The organism is Klebsiella sp. 2680, assembly GCF_900198535.1.
GTDB classification, from domain to species: Bacteria; Pseudomonadota; Gammaproteobacteria; order Enterobacterales; family Enterobacteriaceae; genus Klebsiella; species Klebsiella indica.
This window is the reverse complement of record NZ_FZNJ01000002.1, coordinates 131,959-146,334: the sequence shown is the minus strand read 5'-3', so window position 1 is coordinate 146,334 and position 14,376 is coordinate 131,959. Positions and strand designations below refer to the sequence as shown.

Genomic DNA, 14,376 nt, shown 5'->3' with positions numbered 1-14,376 from the left:
CGCCGTCCTCAGCGACATGAGTCAGGACAGGCGCAGGCATTAATTCCGTGGCGCTTTTACGTTGCTACAGACGCCGGCGAACCACTGGCAAAAGGCCTGGGTGGAATGGTTACACTCCTGATCTGAGAGCAGGTAATAACCTTCATCGTCCAGCGTCGAGATATCGGACAGTATCACCAGGTCGCCGCTTGCCAGTTCCCGGCGAAAGACCTCCGTAGGGCACAGCGCGACGCCGTGTCCGGCAATCACCGCCGTGGCAAGCAGATTAAAGTCCTGATAAACCGGGCCATGCGTCAGGTTTTCTGGGCGGTATCCCGCTCTGATGAACCACTCTTCCCACGCGGAGATCACTTCATCATGCAGCAACATGGCGTTATTTAATTGGGCATCACAACGGCTGGTCTCCAGATAGCGGGGGCTGGCGACGGGTTTATTTATCCGGGAAAACAGCTTATGGGAGGCAATCCCCTCTGCATTGCTGTTTTTATGGGTGATCAGGACATCATGCTTCTCCGGATCAAAGGCTTCATGGGCCCGCGAATAGGCGACCTCGATGGTGATCTGCGGGTGGAGTTCAGTGAACTCAGGCAACGCTGGAATTAACCACCGGGTGGCGATAGAGGGAATGCAGGCGACGGAGATCGCATTGCGGTCTTTGCGGATCCGCAACGACTGGGAAGCCACCGAGATAATGCTCAGCGCCTGCTGTATGGACTGATAATACTGTTGCCCGGCGGGCGTCAGCACTACGCCGCGTCCCGAACGCTCAAACAGGCGTCTGCCGAGCCAGGACTCAAGCTTCTTGATCTGCCCACTGACCGCCGCATGCGTTACGCACAGCTCTTCACCGGCTTTAGAGATACTGAGCAGCCTGGCGGTAGCCTCGAACGCACGGGCCGCATTGAGCGGGGGGAGCATCATAGAAATACCACCGTCATTAACTGAAAGTGGCAGCATAGCGTTTTTAAATGCGTAAAGTCCAGGTCCTGAGAATGAGGCGGCTCCAGCGGCGGAGCCACCGTCGCGTTTATTCGGCCCCCAGATATGACCGGGCGACGCGCTCGAAAATTCGCGTCGCGCACTCAAGTTTCGCCACCTGGACATACTCATCTATCGCGCCGCTCATTCCCACTTCGCCCGGGCCGATAATGACCATAGGCAGATTCAGAGGCGGTGCGATAATTGCGGCATCTGAATAATAGGCAACCCCAGCAGGCCCCGGATCGTCCACGCCTTCGGCCTGGCAGGCGTTGAGGCAGTGTGTGACAAAGGGGTGGTCGTCAGGCGTATCCACCGGCAATTTGAGATCCAGCAGTTCAAGCGTAATGTGCGGCCCGGCGATGGCCTGAAACGCGTCCATTACCGACTCAGCGCTCTGGCCCGGAACCAGCCTGACGTCAATGTCGGCAGAGGCGGTATCCGGGATCAGTGGGAACGAAAGTCCGCCGCGGATCATGCCGATATTGATTGTCGGAGGGCGAATGTGGCGATGCGCTGGGGCATCCAGTTGCAGGTCGTGGGCTTTGTCCAGATATCGGGCAAGCCGTACGATAGCGTTGCCGCGATCGCCTTTACGGCTTTCTGAAAATGCGTTATGGCCATATTCACCGCTGGCGGTGGCGCGTAGCCAGAGGGCGCCTTTCTCTGCGACAAACGCGCGATTACCGGTTGGCTCCGAAACCAGCAGAGCGCCGACACCGTCAAAGTGTCCGTCTTCAAGCAGTCGACGCGCGCCCAGACAGTTTGAATTTTCGGCGGCGGAAAAAGTCAACAACAGGTCGCCCTTCAGGGGCGTACCCGACCGTACAAGATTAATTGCGGCAACGGTCATCGCCGCCATCCCCCCTTTCATATCTGTCGCGCCGCGTCCGTACAAGCGACCCTCACGAACCTCTCCGGCAAAGGGATCCACCTGCCACTTTTCTGGCTCAACGCCGATCGTGTCAAAATGCGCGGAAAAAGCGAGGGCGGGGCGCTCCCCGCTGCCTTTGATGCGCGCCACCAGATTCGTCCGTCCGGGGGCGATCTCATAGACCAGCGGCTCAATGCCTTCTTTACGCAATGTCTGGGCGATAACCATTGCCGCCAGCCGCTCATTACCTGGCGGATCGATGGTATTCTGGGCAATTAATGCCTGCGTCAGTGCGAGAGTTTCACTCATTTTCGTCCCCCAGGGAGTTCAGTAACCGTCCGTAACCCGGAATGTTTTGTCGCCAGCCGGACAGTTTCAGCGCATGCCAGAATGCCGCCTGGTTACTGACCACGACCGGTAAGCCGGTTTTTTCTTCAATCCGCTCAATAACGTTGAGCGCTTTGGTGCCGGTGCAGGAAATAAAGATGGCGTCGACGTCGGACAGGTCAGAAGCCAGCACCGCATCAACAAAAAAATCGGCCGGAATACTGCCGATAGCGTGATCGGTATCGTAACCCGCGACGCGGACAGAGCTGAATGTGATGCCTTCCTGTTGCAAAAATGCCATCACATTTTCCGTCATCTGCGGCGTATAGGGGGTGACGAGGGCAATGCGGCGGGCGTTAAAATAGCGCAGCGCCGCCAGCGCGGCGGTCGCCGGGTTGGTCACCGCCACGCCTGGGCGTCCCTGCTGAATATTCGCCTGGATCGTCTCCGGGCCAATGAGCGTGGATGCGGAAGTACAGCCAAAAACAACCGCGTCCAGCCGGGAATCCGGCAACAATAATGCCGCCGCCGGGGCCAGTTCCTCTTTCAGCGCCAGAAAGGTTTTGTCGCTGTTCGGCGTTTCCAGATAAATACGCGTGGAAAAGACGCCCAGGCTGTCGTCTGGCACCATGTGATGAAAATCCCGCTCAATCACAGGATCGGTGGAGAGTACAATAAGGCCAATTCTGGCCGTGTGCCCGTAAGGTTCTTCCAGACCGGCGGTGGTCGGGTGGACAACGGGGATAACCGAAGATGTCTGCGTTATCATGACTGCGTTCCTGATCTCAGAAAAATGTTCTCACCGCACCGGTGACGCGATACTGCTCATCAACCCTGAGCAGGCAACGCCATTTGTCGAAGGTGGTGCAGGCGTGAGAAATACCAAATCCGATAAGATCGCCTATCTGCAGCGGCGTGTTTTCCGGCAGATGAAGGTAGGCGTGCTGATCGTTTAATTTTGTTACCGTGTGGCCCGCAGGCAGCGGTTGCGGGCGCGCCATAACGCCGGGTCTGTACCACAAGCAGGGCACGGGCAGCTCCCAGTCATGGGAGATGTCCCGTTTACCAAGCGTGGCGAAGCCCAGACCAGGTTCAGGCATGGACTGCAGCGCGGCCCAGACTTCCAGCGCCCCCTCCGGAGGCGGGGCGTCGATCTCCCGGGTCAGCGGGGTACGTTGCGTAATACGCTGAAATGCACGTTTATAGGCGATGCTGTCGCTGGTGATATAGCAGCCTGAACGGATAACCACCCGGTGAGGAAGGCGGCCGCTAAACTGTTGCAACGGGCTGCATAAATCAAAAAACTCGGTTCCACCGGCGGTGAGCAGGATCTCATCACTTTCCCATAACGCTTCGTCGTCGCAGCGCCGGGCGCATTCACTCATCGCCGCAACCATTTGTCGCACGGCGTCTTCGCGGGCCTTTTGGTCCGCTCCGCCGACAATACCTTCATATCCCTCAATCCCTGCCAGTTGCATATGCGGCTGCTGGCGGATATAGCGGGCCAGCGTCATCGCGTCCGCCAGCGTCCGTACGCCGGTGCGCCCCTCCTGTACACCCATTTCGACCAGCACGCGGAAAGTCACCGGCTGGCCATACTCCGTTGCCGCCTGGACGAGCTGATCGATATTTTGTCGGCTATCGGCAATCAGCCAGAGCTGTAGCGTCGGATAACGATGCAGCGTGTTGAGGAGGGTATGGATATTGCCGTTCCCTACCAGTTGATTGGCCAGAATAACTCGTCTTAATCCCAGTCGGGCGAAGAAGGCGACCTGTTGGGCGGTGGCGGCGGTAATTCCCCAGACGCCGTCTTCCAGCTGCATGTGAAACAGTTCTGGTGCGAGGGTCGTTTTGCCATGAGGCGCAAGGCTGACACCGCTTTTTGCAAGATATTCCGTCATCCAGCGACGATTTTGCTGCATCACGGCATCGCGTAAAAAGGCGACGGGAAGCGGCAGGCGAGGATCGCCCAGCGCATAGCCCCGATTGCCAATCTCGGCAAAGTTGCCCTGGTGATCCACCGGGACGCCTTTGTGGATAAGGCCCGGGGATTCGTCCCCCAGTGCCGCGAGATTTTTCGCGAGTTGCTGCCGATCGCATGCCATCGGGTCGGGAAAAGGTTTCATGACTGGCTCCTTTGACCACTGAATATGTGGCTCTGTGCGGGCAAAGTGTAATGAGCCTCCGCCTTTCTCTTCCAGCAGCTTTTTCTATGTGAATTATTAGTTTTTTTAACACCAGAAATTGTGATTTTTATTAATTCATTGATTTTATTGTTTTTTAAATAAGTATAACAAAAACATGTTAGATTTATTAACGTGTTTGCGAGAATTTATGGTTTGTTTCCGGCTAAACAGTCATCAATAGTAAGTGTGGAAGGAAGAGGGGAGAGGGGCGTTCAGGTATATCGGCCTCATCACGCATCGCAAGGAGCGCCGTCATTAATCTCTGAACTGTTGGCTGTCCTTCGCGGGAGAGTAAGCAAAATGCAGAACAAAAATGAGGTAACGCAGCAATGAAGACGTTTTTGAAAAGTGCAGTAACTTCTCTGTTATTTATCGGTTGCATCGCTCAGGCTCAGGATGAACATACATTAAGGGTTGGCAGCGATATCACTTCACCGCCCTATATTTACTATGATGCCAATAAAAAACCGGCGGGATTTGATGCCGAATTTATGCAGGCGCTGGCGACTGCCGGTAAATTTAAGCTGCAGTTTAATGATACGCGTTTCGAAAACCTGATCCTCGGCCTCAACGCCGGTAAATTTGACGTGATTGCCTCATCAATGTTTATCAAACCAGAGCGGGCAAAGGTCATTGATTTTATCCCTTATGCCAATGCCGGGCTCGGTTTTCTGGTGAAAAGCACCAGCGCGTTTAAACCGCAGCAACCGCTTGAACTGTGCGGTAAACGAGTCGGGATTATTAAAGGTGCGGCTTACATTTCTACCCTTAATAAAGTCTGCGCCGATGCCGGGAAAACGATTGATATAAGAGAGTATCCAACATCCGCTGAGGCCAGTCAGGCAGTGATATCCGGTAATGTAGACGCTCAGGCTGATGATGTGGCCGTGCTGAAGGTGGCGGTCGATAAAACGCAAGGAAAACTGGCTATCAGTTCGAAAGAGGTTTTATTTCCGGTGGTGCTCGGGATCGGTGTGGCGAAAAATCATCCGGAAATTAAGAAGGAACTGGAGTCGGCCTTTACCATTATTAAAAATAACGGCGTGTATCAGTCTCTGCTGAATAAATATAACCTTGTAAGCCCAACGCCGGAACAATTCCGGATAGCGACTGGCGCATAACCTCTGGTGGTTTCTGCATTAAAAAGTGTATGCGAAACCGGGCATGGCATGCACTTATTTTCCCACTCACTGGTATGAGAAAAGGTAATGACTGATTTTGACTGGCATTATGTAATTAATTTGTTTGCTGATGCCGATTTCTGGAAGGCCAGCGTCACGGTTGTGGTGCTCTCTGTTCTGACCTGGGTGACGGGCCTGGTTTTAGGGCTAGGGATAGCCCTGTGCAAAGAATCGTCTAAAGGTTATCTGCGCCATACGGCGGTTGGATATATCTGGTTATTTCGCAGTTTGCCGCTGCTGGTGTTACTTATTTTTGTTTATAACTTGCCGCAGTTATTTCCCTCGACAAACAGCTTTTTATCTAATCCCTTTATTGCCGGGCTAGTGGCGCTTATTGCCAGTGAGTCTGCCTATATTGCCGAGATCCATCGCGGAGGCTTACTCGGCGTGCCGCGCGGTCAGCATGAAGCAGGTAAGGCGCTGGGTTTCAGCTTTTGGGGGCGTCTTCGCCTGATCGTGGTGCCGCAGGCATTTCGCATCGCTTTACCCAGTTTATCCAATGAGTTTATTACCATTGTAAAATTAACATCTCTGGTGTCAGTTATTTCCCTGAATGAAATTCTGCTCGTGGGACAACGACTTTATACCCAGAATTTTAAAGTCATCGATACCCTGATCGTGGTGGCGGTTTTCTATGTCATGATTGTCAGTGTTTTTACGCTCTTAGTTAATCAACTGGAACGCTGGCTGGATGTGACCAGAATCCGTTCCGTTTCCAGCGAGCATAGCGTGGCCGATGGAGACAGCCTCCCCGCTATTTCTGGGCGAACTCGCCAGCCGCCTTCGGATAAAAATCCGGTGGTCATCGCGATTGAAAAAATAAGTAAAAGCTTTACCGGGAAGACGGTATTAAAAGCGGTGAGCTTTCGTATTCGTCAGGGGGAGGTGCTGTCAATTATTGGCCCGTCCGGTTCAGGTAAAACAACCTTAATTCGGACCATTAATGCACTACAGGATATTGATGATGGCGTCATTCTTTTTGATAACCGGGAATGGATTGGCGCACATAATAACCATTATCGTCTGGCGCCGGATTTTGAGAAAAGAATTACGGATATCGGCATGGTATTCCAGAGTTTTAACCTGTTTCCCCATATGAGCGTGCTGAAAAACGTCACCCTCGCCCTGAGCTATCACGGTAAAGCCAGCGGTAAACAGGCAAAGGCGCGGGCAATGAAGGCATTGCAAAAAGTCGGGATGCAGCAGCACGCGCATAAATATCCCCATCAGCTTTCAGGTGGACAACAGCAGCGGGTGGCCATTGCCCGGGCGGTCGTCATGGAACCCCGGGTCATGCTGTTTGATGAGCCAACTTCAGCGCTCGATCCTGAGATGGTTAACGAGGTGCTGCGCACCATTGAAGAGCTGGCGGGAGAAGGGATGACAATGATCATCGTCACGCACGAAATGCGTTTTGCTCGCCGAATCTCTGACCGGATTATTTTTATGGAGGAGGGCAGCATTGTCGCCGATGCGCCGCCTGAAACGCTGTTCAATAACACCAATCCGCGAATTACGGGCTTTCTGCGTCAGTCGGCTGAGTAGTTTTATCCGTTAAATTCCGCGACCGGAGAAAAAAGTTATGCAACCTACGGTGATTCCCACCCAACAGATTATCGATGCCGTCAGCTTTGATGACAGCGCTATCGACGCGATTGCGCACGCGTTTGCGTCGCTTTCCGGCGCCAGCGCTGTGGTTATGCCGCCGGTTATGCAAATTAACGTCGATGCGTTTCATGGGCAGACCTGCGTCAAATCAGCCTATGTGGCTGGTTCAGCTTACTTTGTGGTAAAGCTGGCCAGTACATGGCACGACAATCATTTGTCTGGTTTGCCGAACAGCAGCGGCTTGATGCTGGTATGCCGCAGTGAGACGGGATTTGTCGATGCCATACTGCTGGATAACGGGTATCTGACAGCCTTACGGACACAGGCGGCTGGCGCGGTGGCGGCGCGAACGCTTTCACGGCCAGAGAGTCGCCGTGCGGCAATTATTGGCGCGGGCCGGCAGGCCGGATTACAGCTCGCGGCATTGCTGGCCGTACGGCCTATCGACAACGCGCGGGTATGGTCTCCGGACCTGCAGCAAACGACAGCCTTTTGCCAGAAAATGTCACAACAGCTACACATTGATGTACAGCCGGTCAGCGCTCCTGAACAGGCCGTGTATGGTGCAGACATTATTGTGACCGCAACACCGGCCCGGACGCCCATTATTCGCGCGGAATGGTTAAGCCCGGGCCAGCATATCACCGCTATGGGCGCTGATGCGCCGGGTAAATCAGAGCTCCATCCCGACGTTCTGCTGCGCGCGACCCGCTATGTTGCCGACAGCGCCCGGCAGTGCCGCGCACTCTCGGAATTACACATGGCGCTGCGCGCGGGCGTGGTAACGGAAGATTATACGGTCGTTGAGCTTGGCGATGTCATTACCGGGCGTCAGCAAGGACGGGTAAGCGCAGAGGATATCACCATCGCCGATCTGACGGGACTCGGGGTTCAGGATACAGCTATTGCCTTGCTTGCCATGGAACGAACAGGTAAATGATAGCGCCCAGGCAGGCTGGCGCGCATATGGCGTCAGATCGGCTGGTGTAAGCTGTGGGGGCGTGAGCCCCTGCCGCTTAATCTTTGCTGTCTTCTTTGCCGTAAAAAAGCTTACCGATCTTAATGAGCGGTCTTCCCTTTGATTTTCGATGCATGTTTGTATCGCGTAATGAGTATACGCAACCACAGTATTCCTGTTGGTAAAATTGTTCCCGTTTACTAATTTCAATCATGCGCGCAGAACCGCCCTGTTTACGCCAGTTATAGTCCCAGTAAACGATGCCGGGGTAAGATGCGGCTGCGCGCTGGCCGCAATCATTAATCTGCTGCATATTTTTCCAGCGGGAAATACCCAGTGAGCTGCTTATTACGCTGAAGCCATGCTCAGCCGCATACAGAGCCGTTCGCTCGAAGCGCATATCGAAGCACATTGTGCAGCGAATACCGCGCTCAGGCTCCCATTCCATGCCTTTTGCACGCTCAAACCAGTTGTCCGTGTCATAATCGGCATCGACAAACGGCACGCCATGTTTTTCCGCGAAACGAATATTTTCCTCTTTGCGGATGAGATACTCTTTTTGTGGATGAATATTCGGATTGTAGAAAAAAATCGTGTAATTGATACCCGATGCCTGTATGGCTTCCATTACTTCACCGGAGCAGGGCGCACAGCAGGAGTGCAGCAGTAATTTATCTGCGCCGTCAGGGAGTTCAAGTTTGGGTCGTTTAAATTCGGTGAAAGTCATCTGTCTTTTTCAGGAATAGTGCTATTTGCGGAAATTATAGCATTGAAAACGTCCGATATTGAAAAATCAAAAATCATCACTCCTTGTCAGGCTATAAATCGTCAGTTTTTACTTACTGGCTACCGGCGCTGTTAATCTGACTGATGCGGCAGAGCAACGTGCCGTAACCGCGAGGCACATTCTGGCGCGGTCACGGAGAAGAGCCTCTCGCCAGGATGACGGGTGAGCAAAAAACTGATAGATTATCTATTCATAAAGCTATTCATCTATCTATTCATTAAGTGATTCACCCTATGAAAAACCGGTTTGACACGATACGCCAGACGCTACGTCATGGGCCAACAACAGTAAGACAAATTATTGATATAATGGATATTAGTCAGCCAACCATTTCCAGAACTTTAAAGGCGCTTGGTGATGAGGTTGTCAGGATTGGCTCTGGGCCATCTATTCAATATGCTTTGCGCGATACTTTTCGCGGGTTTCATTCCGCCCCCATTTACCGCATAACCGAAGAGGGGAAAGTAAAACCACTGGGTAAACTTATCCCCGTTCATCCAGACGGTTTTGTCATTGAGCAGACGGATGACGTGTGCCTCCATAGTGACGGGCTGCCATGGTGGTTATTTGACATGCGACCACAGGGATATCTGGGGCGCGCCTACGCATCAACATATTCAACCAGGCTTGGCCTGTCTCCTGATCCCGAAGACTGGACAGACACTGATGTTATCCGGGCGTTGTTAGCACACGGTCATGACGCGGTGGGGAATCTCTTAATAGGGGAACAGGCACGAAACCAATTCCTGGAGATGCCGTTGCCCACTGCCGTTGATCGCGCGACAACATTCCCCGCGCTAGCGTTAGCAGTCAGCGCCGGGGCAGTGCCGGGTTCCTCTGCTGGCGGTGAGCAACCCAAATTTTGTACTTATACCGAACGTGGCCATGTGCTGGTGAAATTTACGGCACTGGATGATAACCCTGTCAGTGAACGTTGGCGCGATCTGTTACAGGCTGAACATCTTGCATTAAAGGTACTTGGCGTCGAGACCGAGGTGTTTGATTTTGCCGGGCAGCGTTTCCTTGAGATCCCCCGATTCGACCGCGTAGGCCCGCTAGGCCGGATAGGTCTTTTTTCTCTACGGGCGCTGGAGGCGGAGTTTGTCGGTCGGGCCAGGGCCCCGTGGCCCATTCTGGTTAATGAACTGATCAGACAGGGGCATGTTCATCCTGATGCCGCCAGCGGCACGGCGCGGCTGTGGGCGTTTGGGATGCTGATCGGCAATACCGATATGCACCACGGTAATCTGTCGTTTATTAGTAGTCATGGTCGTCCATACCACCTTGCGCCAGCTTATGACATTCTGCCAATGGGGTTTGCCCCTAAGTCCGGCGGCGAAATAGTGAATGTGCTTCGGCCAGCGACACTCCTTGAGACGATCGGCGAGGAAATCTGGCAGGAAGCGCTGGCGCTGGCGGAAGACTTTTTTGCTTTAGCCAGTGGTTGCCGTCGCTTTTCCACCCATTTTGACCCATGCCTTGCGGCGTTACGTAACCACCTTGACGAGGCCCGATCGCGTATAGCGCGTCTGGGATAATGCGCTGTCATTGCGAAGCAGGTCCAGGGAGAGCCGTATTAGATTGAGATTTATATTTTGATGATCTAGGGGTTCTTCGCCGGAACCGCCGAAATTTCTGGCCAAGTGATTAGTCAAAAAGCAGTTTTGTCAGTTTATACATTTTTCCCTTACTCTCAGTGACCTAAACCATGCTATGACTGCAAATTCCCATCGGATCAACCACCAATATTCAAAACGACGCAAATGCTGGTTCATTGCTCTAAGTGCTTCAAGTATTTTGTCATGGCAATCATCAGACGACTGCTGTTTTCCATTAACTTGTTACGATTTGGGAAAATATTCACCCAGGCTAGCCTGTCAGGTAAGATAACGCTGTCATTTGATGAAGAGAAAGAGTTATTTCTCTGGTTTATTGAGCGCTTAATGTATGAGGGGAAAGTAAAGCTTGGAAACGGTGGCGAGTTCTGGACGGGAACAATAAAAGAACAGGTCTCTAAGTTTAGAGAAAGTTTCCCCAATTCTCCTGAAGAGATGGAGTGTGGCGCTTTTAATGGGTATTGGTTTTTATCTGATACTTGTCCTGCTGGGCTTGTCTGGATTCACGAAAATGGCTATCAGGATTGGACTTAGGTAATGATGTTTTAACATCCGCCCCGTCATTTATGATGGGGCGGATGTCATGATATACAATTACATCTAGGCTGTGTACCAAAGTATTCAATGATATCAACAAAGAGTTAAAAGAGAGTTATGTAATCAGCGATCCTGTCGCGATTACTGGAACGACTGGAAGCAGAAGGCAACGACAAGGGCATTGAGGCTTTGACTAAAACTTCACGATGCGGAGTAGGGGGCTTTTCTTTCATTAATTCCCGGAATTATCCACTCGTTCACGTAAACACTGCGCCAACTGGTCGACCGATTTTTCACCGGTAGCCGCTTCGACCGTCAGATTTTCCAGCGAGTTATCAACGTCAAGGATACGGATGCCATTGCGCCAGAGAAAGGTCATGGTAACGAAAAATGCAGTGCGTTTATTGCCATCATGAAAGATATGGCCGCGGGCGATGGCAACCCAGTAGGTAGCCGCCAGTTCAAACAGATCAGTAACACCTTCGTAGTGAACACGATTCTGCACCCGATAAATCAACGCCTGTGCTCTGCCGGGGTCAGTGATGCCAGTTACACCGGAAAAGTGTTGCAAAATGCGGTCGTGAAAGGCAATGACTTCCTGTGCACTGACCCAAATCATCGGTCAGTCAGCGCTTTGATAGTGTGTTCATGCCGTTGCATGATGGCATCAAATTCCGCGTCCAGTTTGGCATTTTGATAGGCTTCGAAGGCTGCTTTGCTGATAAGCACGGCAGCGCTGCCGTCGCGACGGGTGATTTCAACCGGCTCACCATTTAACGCGGTATCCAGTACAGTAGAAATATTGGCTCTGGCCTGTGTGGAGGTGTAGGTTTGCATAGCTCTCTCCTGAGATGTACATCTAAATTGTACATTATCCTGGTGCTAATGTGTATGTCCATTTCACTGACATATAAAACCACAATCACCTACGTAACACCAGGCAAGGTCTGACGGGGTTTGCGGTTGATGTATTGCTGTTTTTCTTTTGGTCGCAGATTTAATAGGCCAGGTTGCTGATCAGCATAGGCAGCAATCAGGCGTTTGCTGTCAAGACTACTCAGCGTGTTAAACCACCGTTAATGACCTTTGTCTTGAGCCAGCTATGCACTGAGGGATCCCCACAAACTCAGCGCTAATAAACCAACACCATACTTCGGTAGGTTTTGGCGAGATGATTAAGAAGGGTGCTCAGCACCATTCGTCTTAAAATTAGCGGGGAGTGTCGCAGGACATTCTCCGCTAATGTCAAATATGAGATAACCCGCCGCGATTTAATACTGTTGGCCTGGTATCTCAGATGTAATCCTTTATTTTCAGCATGATAACCAATAAGCCACAGGACTATTATACTCAGTGTTGCCAGCAGACTCAGCGCAAGAAGACGTCCTGCTGAACGACTGTAACTGGCACGCAAACCGAACCCAAAACGCTCACTTTTCTCATCCCGGAAGTTTTGCTCTATCTGCATACGGCGACTGTATAACTTCATGATTTCCCGTGGCTTAAAGTCACCTGTGCTACTGAATATAAGCCAGGGTTCTTTTGCCGCTTTGCGGGCATCCCGGACCTGCGATTTACGATGAATTCGACACCGGGAATGTTTGTGCTTACGCCCACGAGTTTGTTTTTTGTGAAGATAAAAGTGTCCGTCACAGCGTGCATATTCTGCCCGTCCCAGAGTTCCAGACCCGAGATGTACCGGTCGTATGCCTGCCTTAATTTGTGAATGTTTTTCAGCTTTGATATCAGAGACATCGTGCCAGCATCCACCTGTTTTTTGTAACCTGAACTTTACCTTACCCCGGATACGACCAATGAAATCCCAGCCCAGCGATTTTATATGATTGAACCATGCATTCTGGAAGCCAGCATCAGTGACGATAAGTACCCTGGACTTCGGGTTTACCGCTCCGGCAAGCGCATCAAGGAACGCTTTTTGGATCTTTGCGTTCTGCTGTTTTTCTGAGGGAACGATCCAGCTCAATAACGGGAGCGAACGCCCGTCGCAAATCAGGCTGGCGCGGAGGACATGATATTCCTGAGACGGGTAGCCACTCCAGTCAACAGCAATGACGCACAAGGATAACTGGCGCGTCAGCATCGAAATAATATTATTGAAAATCAAAGGAATATCACGATGAAGTGATTCATTGCCGAGCAGACGATCAACGCGTTTGATTTTATTTTTAACCTGAGCAGGTCCGGGTAAATAACGACCAATACTGGTCAGCGTCAGCGATGCGCCATTAATGAGTGCAACAGTGGCATCCAGCAGGGCATTTTGCCGGTATTTGTGAAACGGAGCTAAGGCATCCTGGAAGAAATTCTGACATACTCGATAAGCAGGCATAGAGGTGATCTCATTGAATTGGTTGCACAATCAGTAGATCACAAAACTCTATGCCTGTCTTTTTTCACCCGCACATTACTGGGGATTCCTCAGAGCTATGCAGGGCTTTGGCAGTAATAGGGGACTTGTCAAAGCCTTCAACCAGCATCAGTTATCAGTGTGTCCAGTTTCTTGACGCGCATCAGTCGTTCTCCTACATCAATTGTTGGTATTCGAGGGCAAAAGTCAGGGGCAGTGTACGGATTTTGCCCTCGGTGATTACTTCACCAGACAACACATTCTCTGTAGCTTGCTGTCGTATGCTATTTAACATAATATACATTATGCGCACCAATGGTGATCGATGCAGAAAAACACTTTTTCTGCTTACCCGATGGACTCTATAATGGATTCGTGAACGATTATGCTGAGCGGTTACGAACTGCAACGACATAGAACGAGGAATTTTTGCGGTAGCGCGACGGCTCATAACCTGATTGCGGCAAACTACCGCAAAATGAATTCGTTTTCCTGAGCCCGTCTAACTCAGGGTCGTTCACCCAATCAGGCAATTTTGCCTGATTGAATCCACGCTCCCAAAAGTGTTTTTGTGCAATACTGACACAAATCCAGCCTCAGATACTCTCCGTCACCGAAAACCGATCCATAACCTGCAACGCGGTCTACAGACAGAAACTCCTGAAATTCAGAGGTTGCCAGTTCAGCCCGACGCCCGCAACGATCGCAGATTTTGGCGGATAGAGACAAAACCTCAAATTTTGAAAACTGCTGCATGGCATAGTACCCTCATAAAAATGTTTTGCCAGCGCTACGCTCGGCCAACCCCGGACAGCACCAGAATGAATTCTGGCACTGACCGGCGTTTTATATATAATGATCCGGCTTAGACATACAGACAATAAAAAGAGCCGTAAAAGCAGTCTGTTCTCCAAATCCGGTGACGCGCCCTCCTCGCCCGCGCTGCGGTGAGCGCG

At 51.6% G+C, this 14,376-nt stretch carries 14 protein-coding genes; 5 read left to right on the top strand and 9 right to left on the bottom strand.

The window, feature by feature from the left end; all coding sequences use genetic code 11:
• Nucleotides 1-39: 39 nt before the first annotated feature.
• From FN037_RS08115 to FN037_RS08100, 4 genes are all read right to left on the bottom strand, one after another.
• Nucleotides 40-921: a LysR substrate-binding domain-containing protein gene (locus FN037_RS08115; RefSeq protein WP_142501966.1), complete on the bottom strand. Its 882-nt coding sequence runs from the start codon at nt 919-921 to the stop codon at nt 40-42.
• Nucleotides 922-1,027: 106 nt separating this feature from the next.
• The gene (locus tag FN037_RS08110) at nt 1,028-2,161 is read right to left on the bottom strand and encodes a M20 family metallopeptidase (RefSeq protein WP_138362327.1); all 1,134 of its coding nucleotides are present in this window, start codon (nt 2,159-2,161) and stop codon (nt 1,028-1,030) included.
• Nucleotides 2,154-2,948: an Asp/Glu racemase gene (locus tag FN037_RS08105; protein ID WP_171034916.1), complete on the bottom strand. Its 795-nt coding sequence runs from the start codon at nt 2,946-2,948 to the stop codon at nt 2,154-2,156. The genes FN037_RS08110 and FN037_RS08105 overlap by 8 nt, the downstream gene beginning before the upstream one ends.
• Nucleotides 2,949-2,964: 16 nt before the next feature.
• On the bottom strand, nt 2,965-4,305 hold the full coding sequence (locus tag FN037_RS08100; RefSeq protein ID WP_142501965.1) for an alanine racemase: 1,341 nt from the start codon (nt 4,303-4,305) through the stop codon (nt 2,965-2,967).
• 389 nt (nt 4,306-4,694) lie between these two features.
• Between FN037_RS08100 and FN037_RS08095 the strand changes: the two genes are divergently transcribed.
• The 3 genes from FN037_RS08095 (at nt 4,695) to FN037_RS08085 (ending at nt 8,094) form a co-directional block, all read left to right on the top strand.
• Entirely contained in the window at nt 4,695-5,486 is a 792-nt protein-coding gene (locus tag FN037_RS08095; RefSeq protein ID WP_142501964.1) for an ABC transporter substrate-binding protein, read from the top strand.
• Between the two features lie 87 nt (nt 5,487-5,573).
• Nucleotides 5,574-7,091 carry an amino acid ABC transporter permease/ATP-binding protein gene (locus FN037_RS08090; RefSeq protein ID WP_142501963.1) on the top strand — a complete coding sequence of 506 codons (1,518 nt, stop codon included), beginning with the start codon at nt 5,574-5,576 and terminating at the stop codon, nt 7,089-7,091.
• 37 nt (nt 7,092-7,128) lie between these two features.
• Nucleotides 7,129-8,094, top strand: coding sequence for an ornithine cyclodeaminase family protein (locus FN037_RS08085; RefSeq protein WP_142501962.1), 966 nt, complete (start codon nt 7,129-7,131; stop codon nt 8,092-8,094).
• A 76-nt stretch (nt 8,095-8,170) separates the two neighbouring features.
• Here the strand turns inward: FN037_RS08085 and FN037_RS08080 are convergent, their stop codons facing one another.
• Nucleotides 8,171-8,839, bottom strand: a complete 669-nt coding sequence (locus FN037_RS08080) for an epoxyqueuosine reductase QueH (protein WP_138362322.1) — start codon at nt 8,837-8,839, stop codon at nt 8,171-8,173.
• A gap of 293 nt (nt 8,840-9,132) precedes the next feature.
• Between FN037_RS08080 and yjjJ the strand changes: the two genes are divergently transcribed.
• Together yjjJ and FN037_RS08070 are read left to right on the top strand one after the other, a co-directional pair.
• Nucleotides 9,133-10,437 carry a type II toxin-antitoxin system HipA family toxin YjjJ gene (gene yjjJ / locus FN037_RS08075; protein ID WP_142501961.1) on the top strand — a complete coding sequence of 435 codons (1,305 nt, stop codon included), beginning with the start codon at nt 9,133-9,135 and terminating at the stop codon, nt 10,435-10,437.
• Nucleotides 10,438-10,701: 264 nt separating this feature from the next.
• Nucleotides 10,702-11,049 carry a DUF596 domain-containing protein gene (locus tag FN037_RS08070; protein WP_260607825.1) on the top strand — a complete coding sequence of 116 codons (348 nt, stop codon included), beginning with the start codon at nt 10,702-10,704 and terminating at the stop codon, nt 11,047-11,049.
• Between the two features lie 235 nt (nt 11,050-11,284).
• On the opposite strand, the gene FN037_RS08065 is transcribed toward FN037_RS08070, so the two are convergent.
• The 4 genes from FN037_RS08065 to FN037_RS08045 form a co-directional block, all read right to left on the bottom strand.
• A complete protein-coding gene (locus FN037_RS08065; protein WP_142501960.1) occupies nt 11,285-11,671 on the bottom strand; it encodes a type II toxin-antitoxin system death-on-curing family toxin in 387 nt (128 codons plus the stop codon).
• Complete coding sequence (locus FN037_RS08060) at nt 11,668-11,889, bottom strand: type II toxin-antitoxin system Phd/YefM family antitoxin (protein WP_142501959.1); 222 nt, start codon at nt 11,887-11,889, stop codon at nt 11,668-11,670. The genes FN037_RS08065 and FN037_RS08060 overlap by 4 nt, the downstream gene beginning before the upstream one ends.
• A gap of 295 nt (nt 11,890-12,184) precedes the next feature.
• The gene (locus FN037_RS08050) at nt 12,185-13,402 is read right to left on the bottom strand and encodes an IS4 family transposase (protein WP_142501561.1); all 1,218 of its coding nucleotides are present in this window, start codon (nt 13,400-13,402) and stop codon (nt 12,185-12,187) included.
• Between the two features lie 543 nt (nt 13,403-13,945).
• Nucleotides 13,946-14,176, bottom strand: coding sequence for a hypothetical protein (locus FN037_RS08045; protein ID WP_142501958.1), 231 nt, complete (start codon nt 14,174-14,176; stop codon nt 13,946-13,948).
• Nucleotides 14,177-14,376: the final 200 nt, after the last annotated feature.

Excerpts from the sequence above, each read along its gene's own strand:
- FN037_RS08110 (WP_138362327.1), bottom strand. The coding sequence starts at position 2,161 with ATGAGTGAAACTCTCGCACTGACGCAGGCATTAATTGCCCAGAATACC.
- FN037_RS08080 (WP_138362322.1), bottom strand. The coding sequence starts at position 8,839 with ATGACTTTCACCGAATTTAAACGACCCAAACTTGAACTCCCTGACGGC.
- FN037_RS08085 (WP_142501962.1), top strand. The coding sequence starts at position 7,129 with ATGCAACCTACGGTGATTCCCACCCAACAGATTATCGATGCCGTCAGC.
- FN037_RS08060 (WP_142501959.1), bottom strand. The coding sequence starts at position 11,889 with ATGCAAACCTACACCTCCACACAGGCCAGAGCCAATATTTCTACTGTA.
- FN037_RS08070 (WP_260607825.1), top strand. The coding sequence starts at position 10,702 with ATGGCAATCATCAGACGACTGCTGTTTTCCATTAACTTGTTACGATTT.
- FN037_RS08045 (WP_142501958.1), bottom strand. The coding sequence starts at position 14,176 with ATGCAGCAGTTTTCAAAATTTGAGGTTTTGTCTCTATCCGCCAAAATC.
- FN037_RS08095 (WP_142501964.1), top strand. The coding sequence starts at position 4,695 with ATGAAGACGTTTTTGAAAAGTGCAGTAACTTCTCTGTTATTTATCGGT.
- FN037_RS08050 (WP_142501561.1), bottom strand. The coding sequence starts at position 13,402 with ATGCCTGCTTATCGAGTATGTCAGAATTTCTTCCAGGATGCCTTAGCT.
- FN037_RS08090 (WP_142501963.1), top strand. The coding sequence starts at position 5,574 with ATGACTGATTTTGACTGGCATTATGTAATTAATTTGTTTGCTGATGCC.
- FN037_RS08115 (WP_142501966.1), bottom strand. The coding sequence starts at position 921 with ATGATGCTCCCCCCGCTCAATGCGGCCCGTGCGTTCGAGGCTACCGCC.
- FN037_RS08105 (WP_171034916.1), bottom strand. The coding sequence starts at position 2,948 with ATGATAACGCAGACATCTTCGGTTATCCCCGTTGTCCACCCGACCACC.
- yjjJ (WP_142501961.1), top strand. The coding sequence starts at position 9,133 with ATGAAAAACCGGTTTGACACGATACGCCAGACGCTACGTCATGGGCCA.
- FN037_RS08100 (WP_142501965.1), bottom strand. The coding sequence starts at position 4,305 with ATGAAACCTTTTCCCGACCCGATGGCATGCGATCGGCAGCAACTCGCG.
- FN037_RS08065 (WP_142501960.1), bottom strand. The coding sequence starts at position 11,671 with ATGATTTGGGTCAGTGCACAGGAAGTCATTGCCTTTCACGACCGCATT.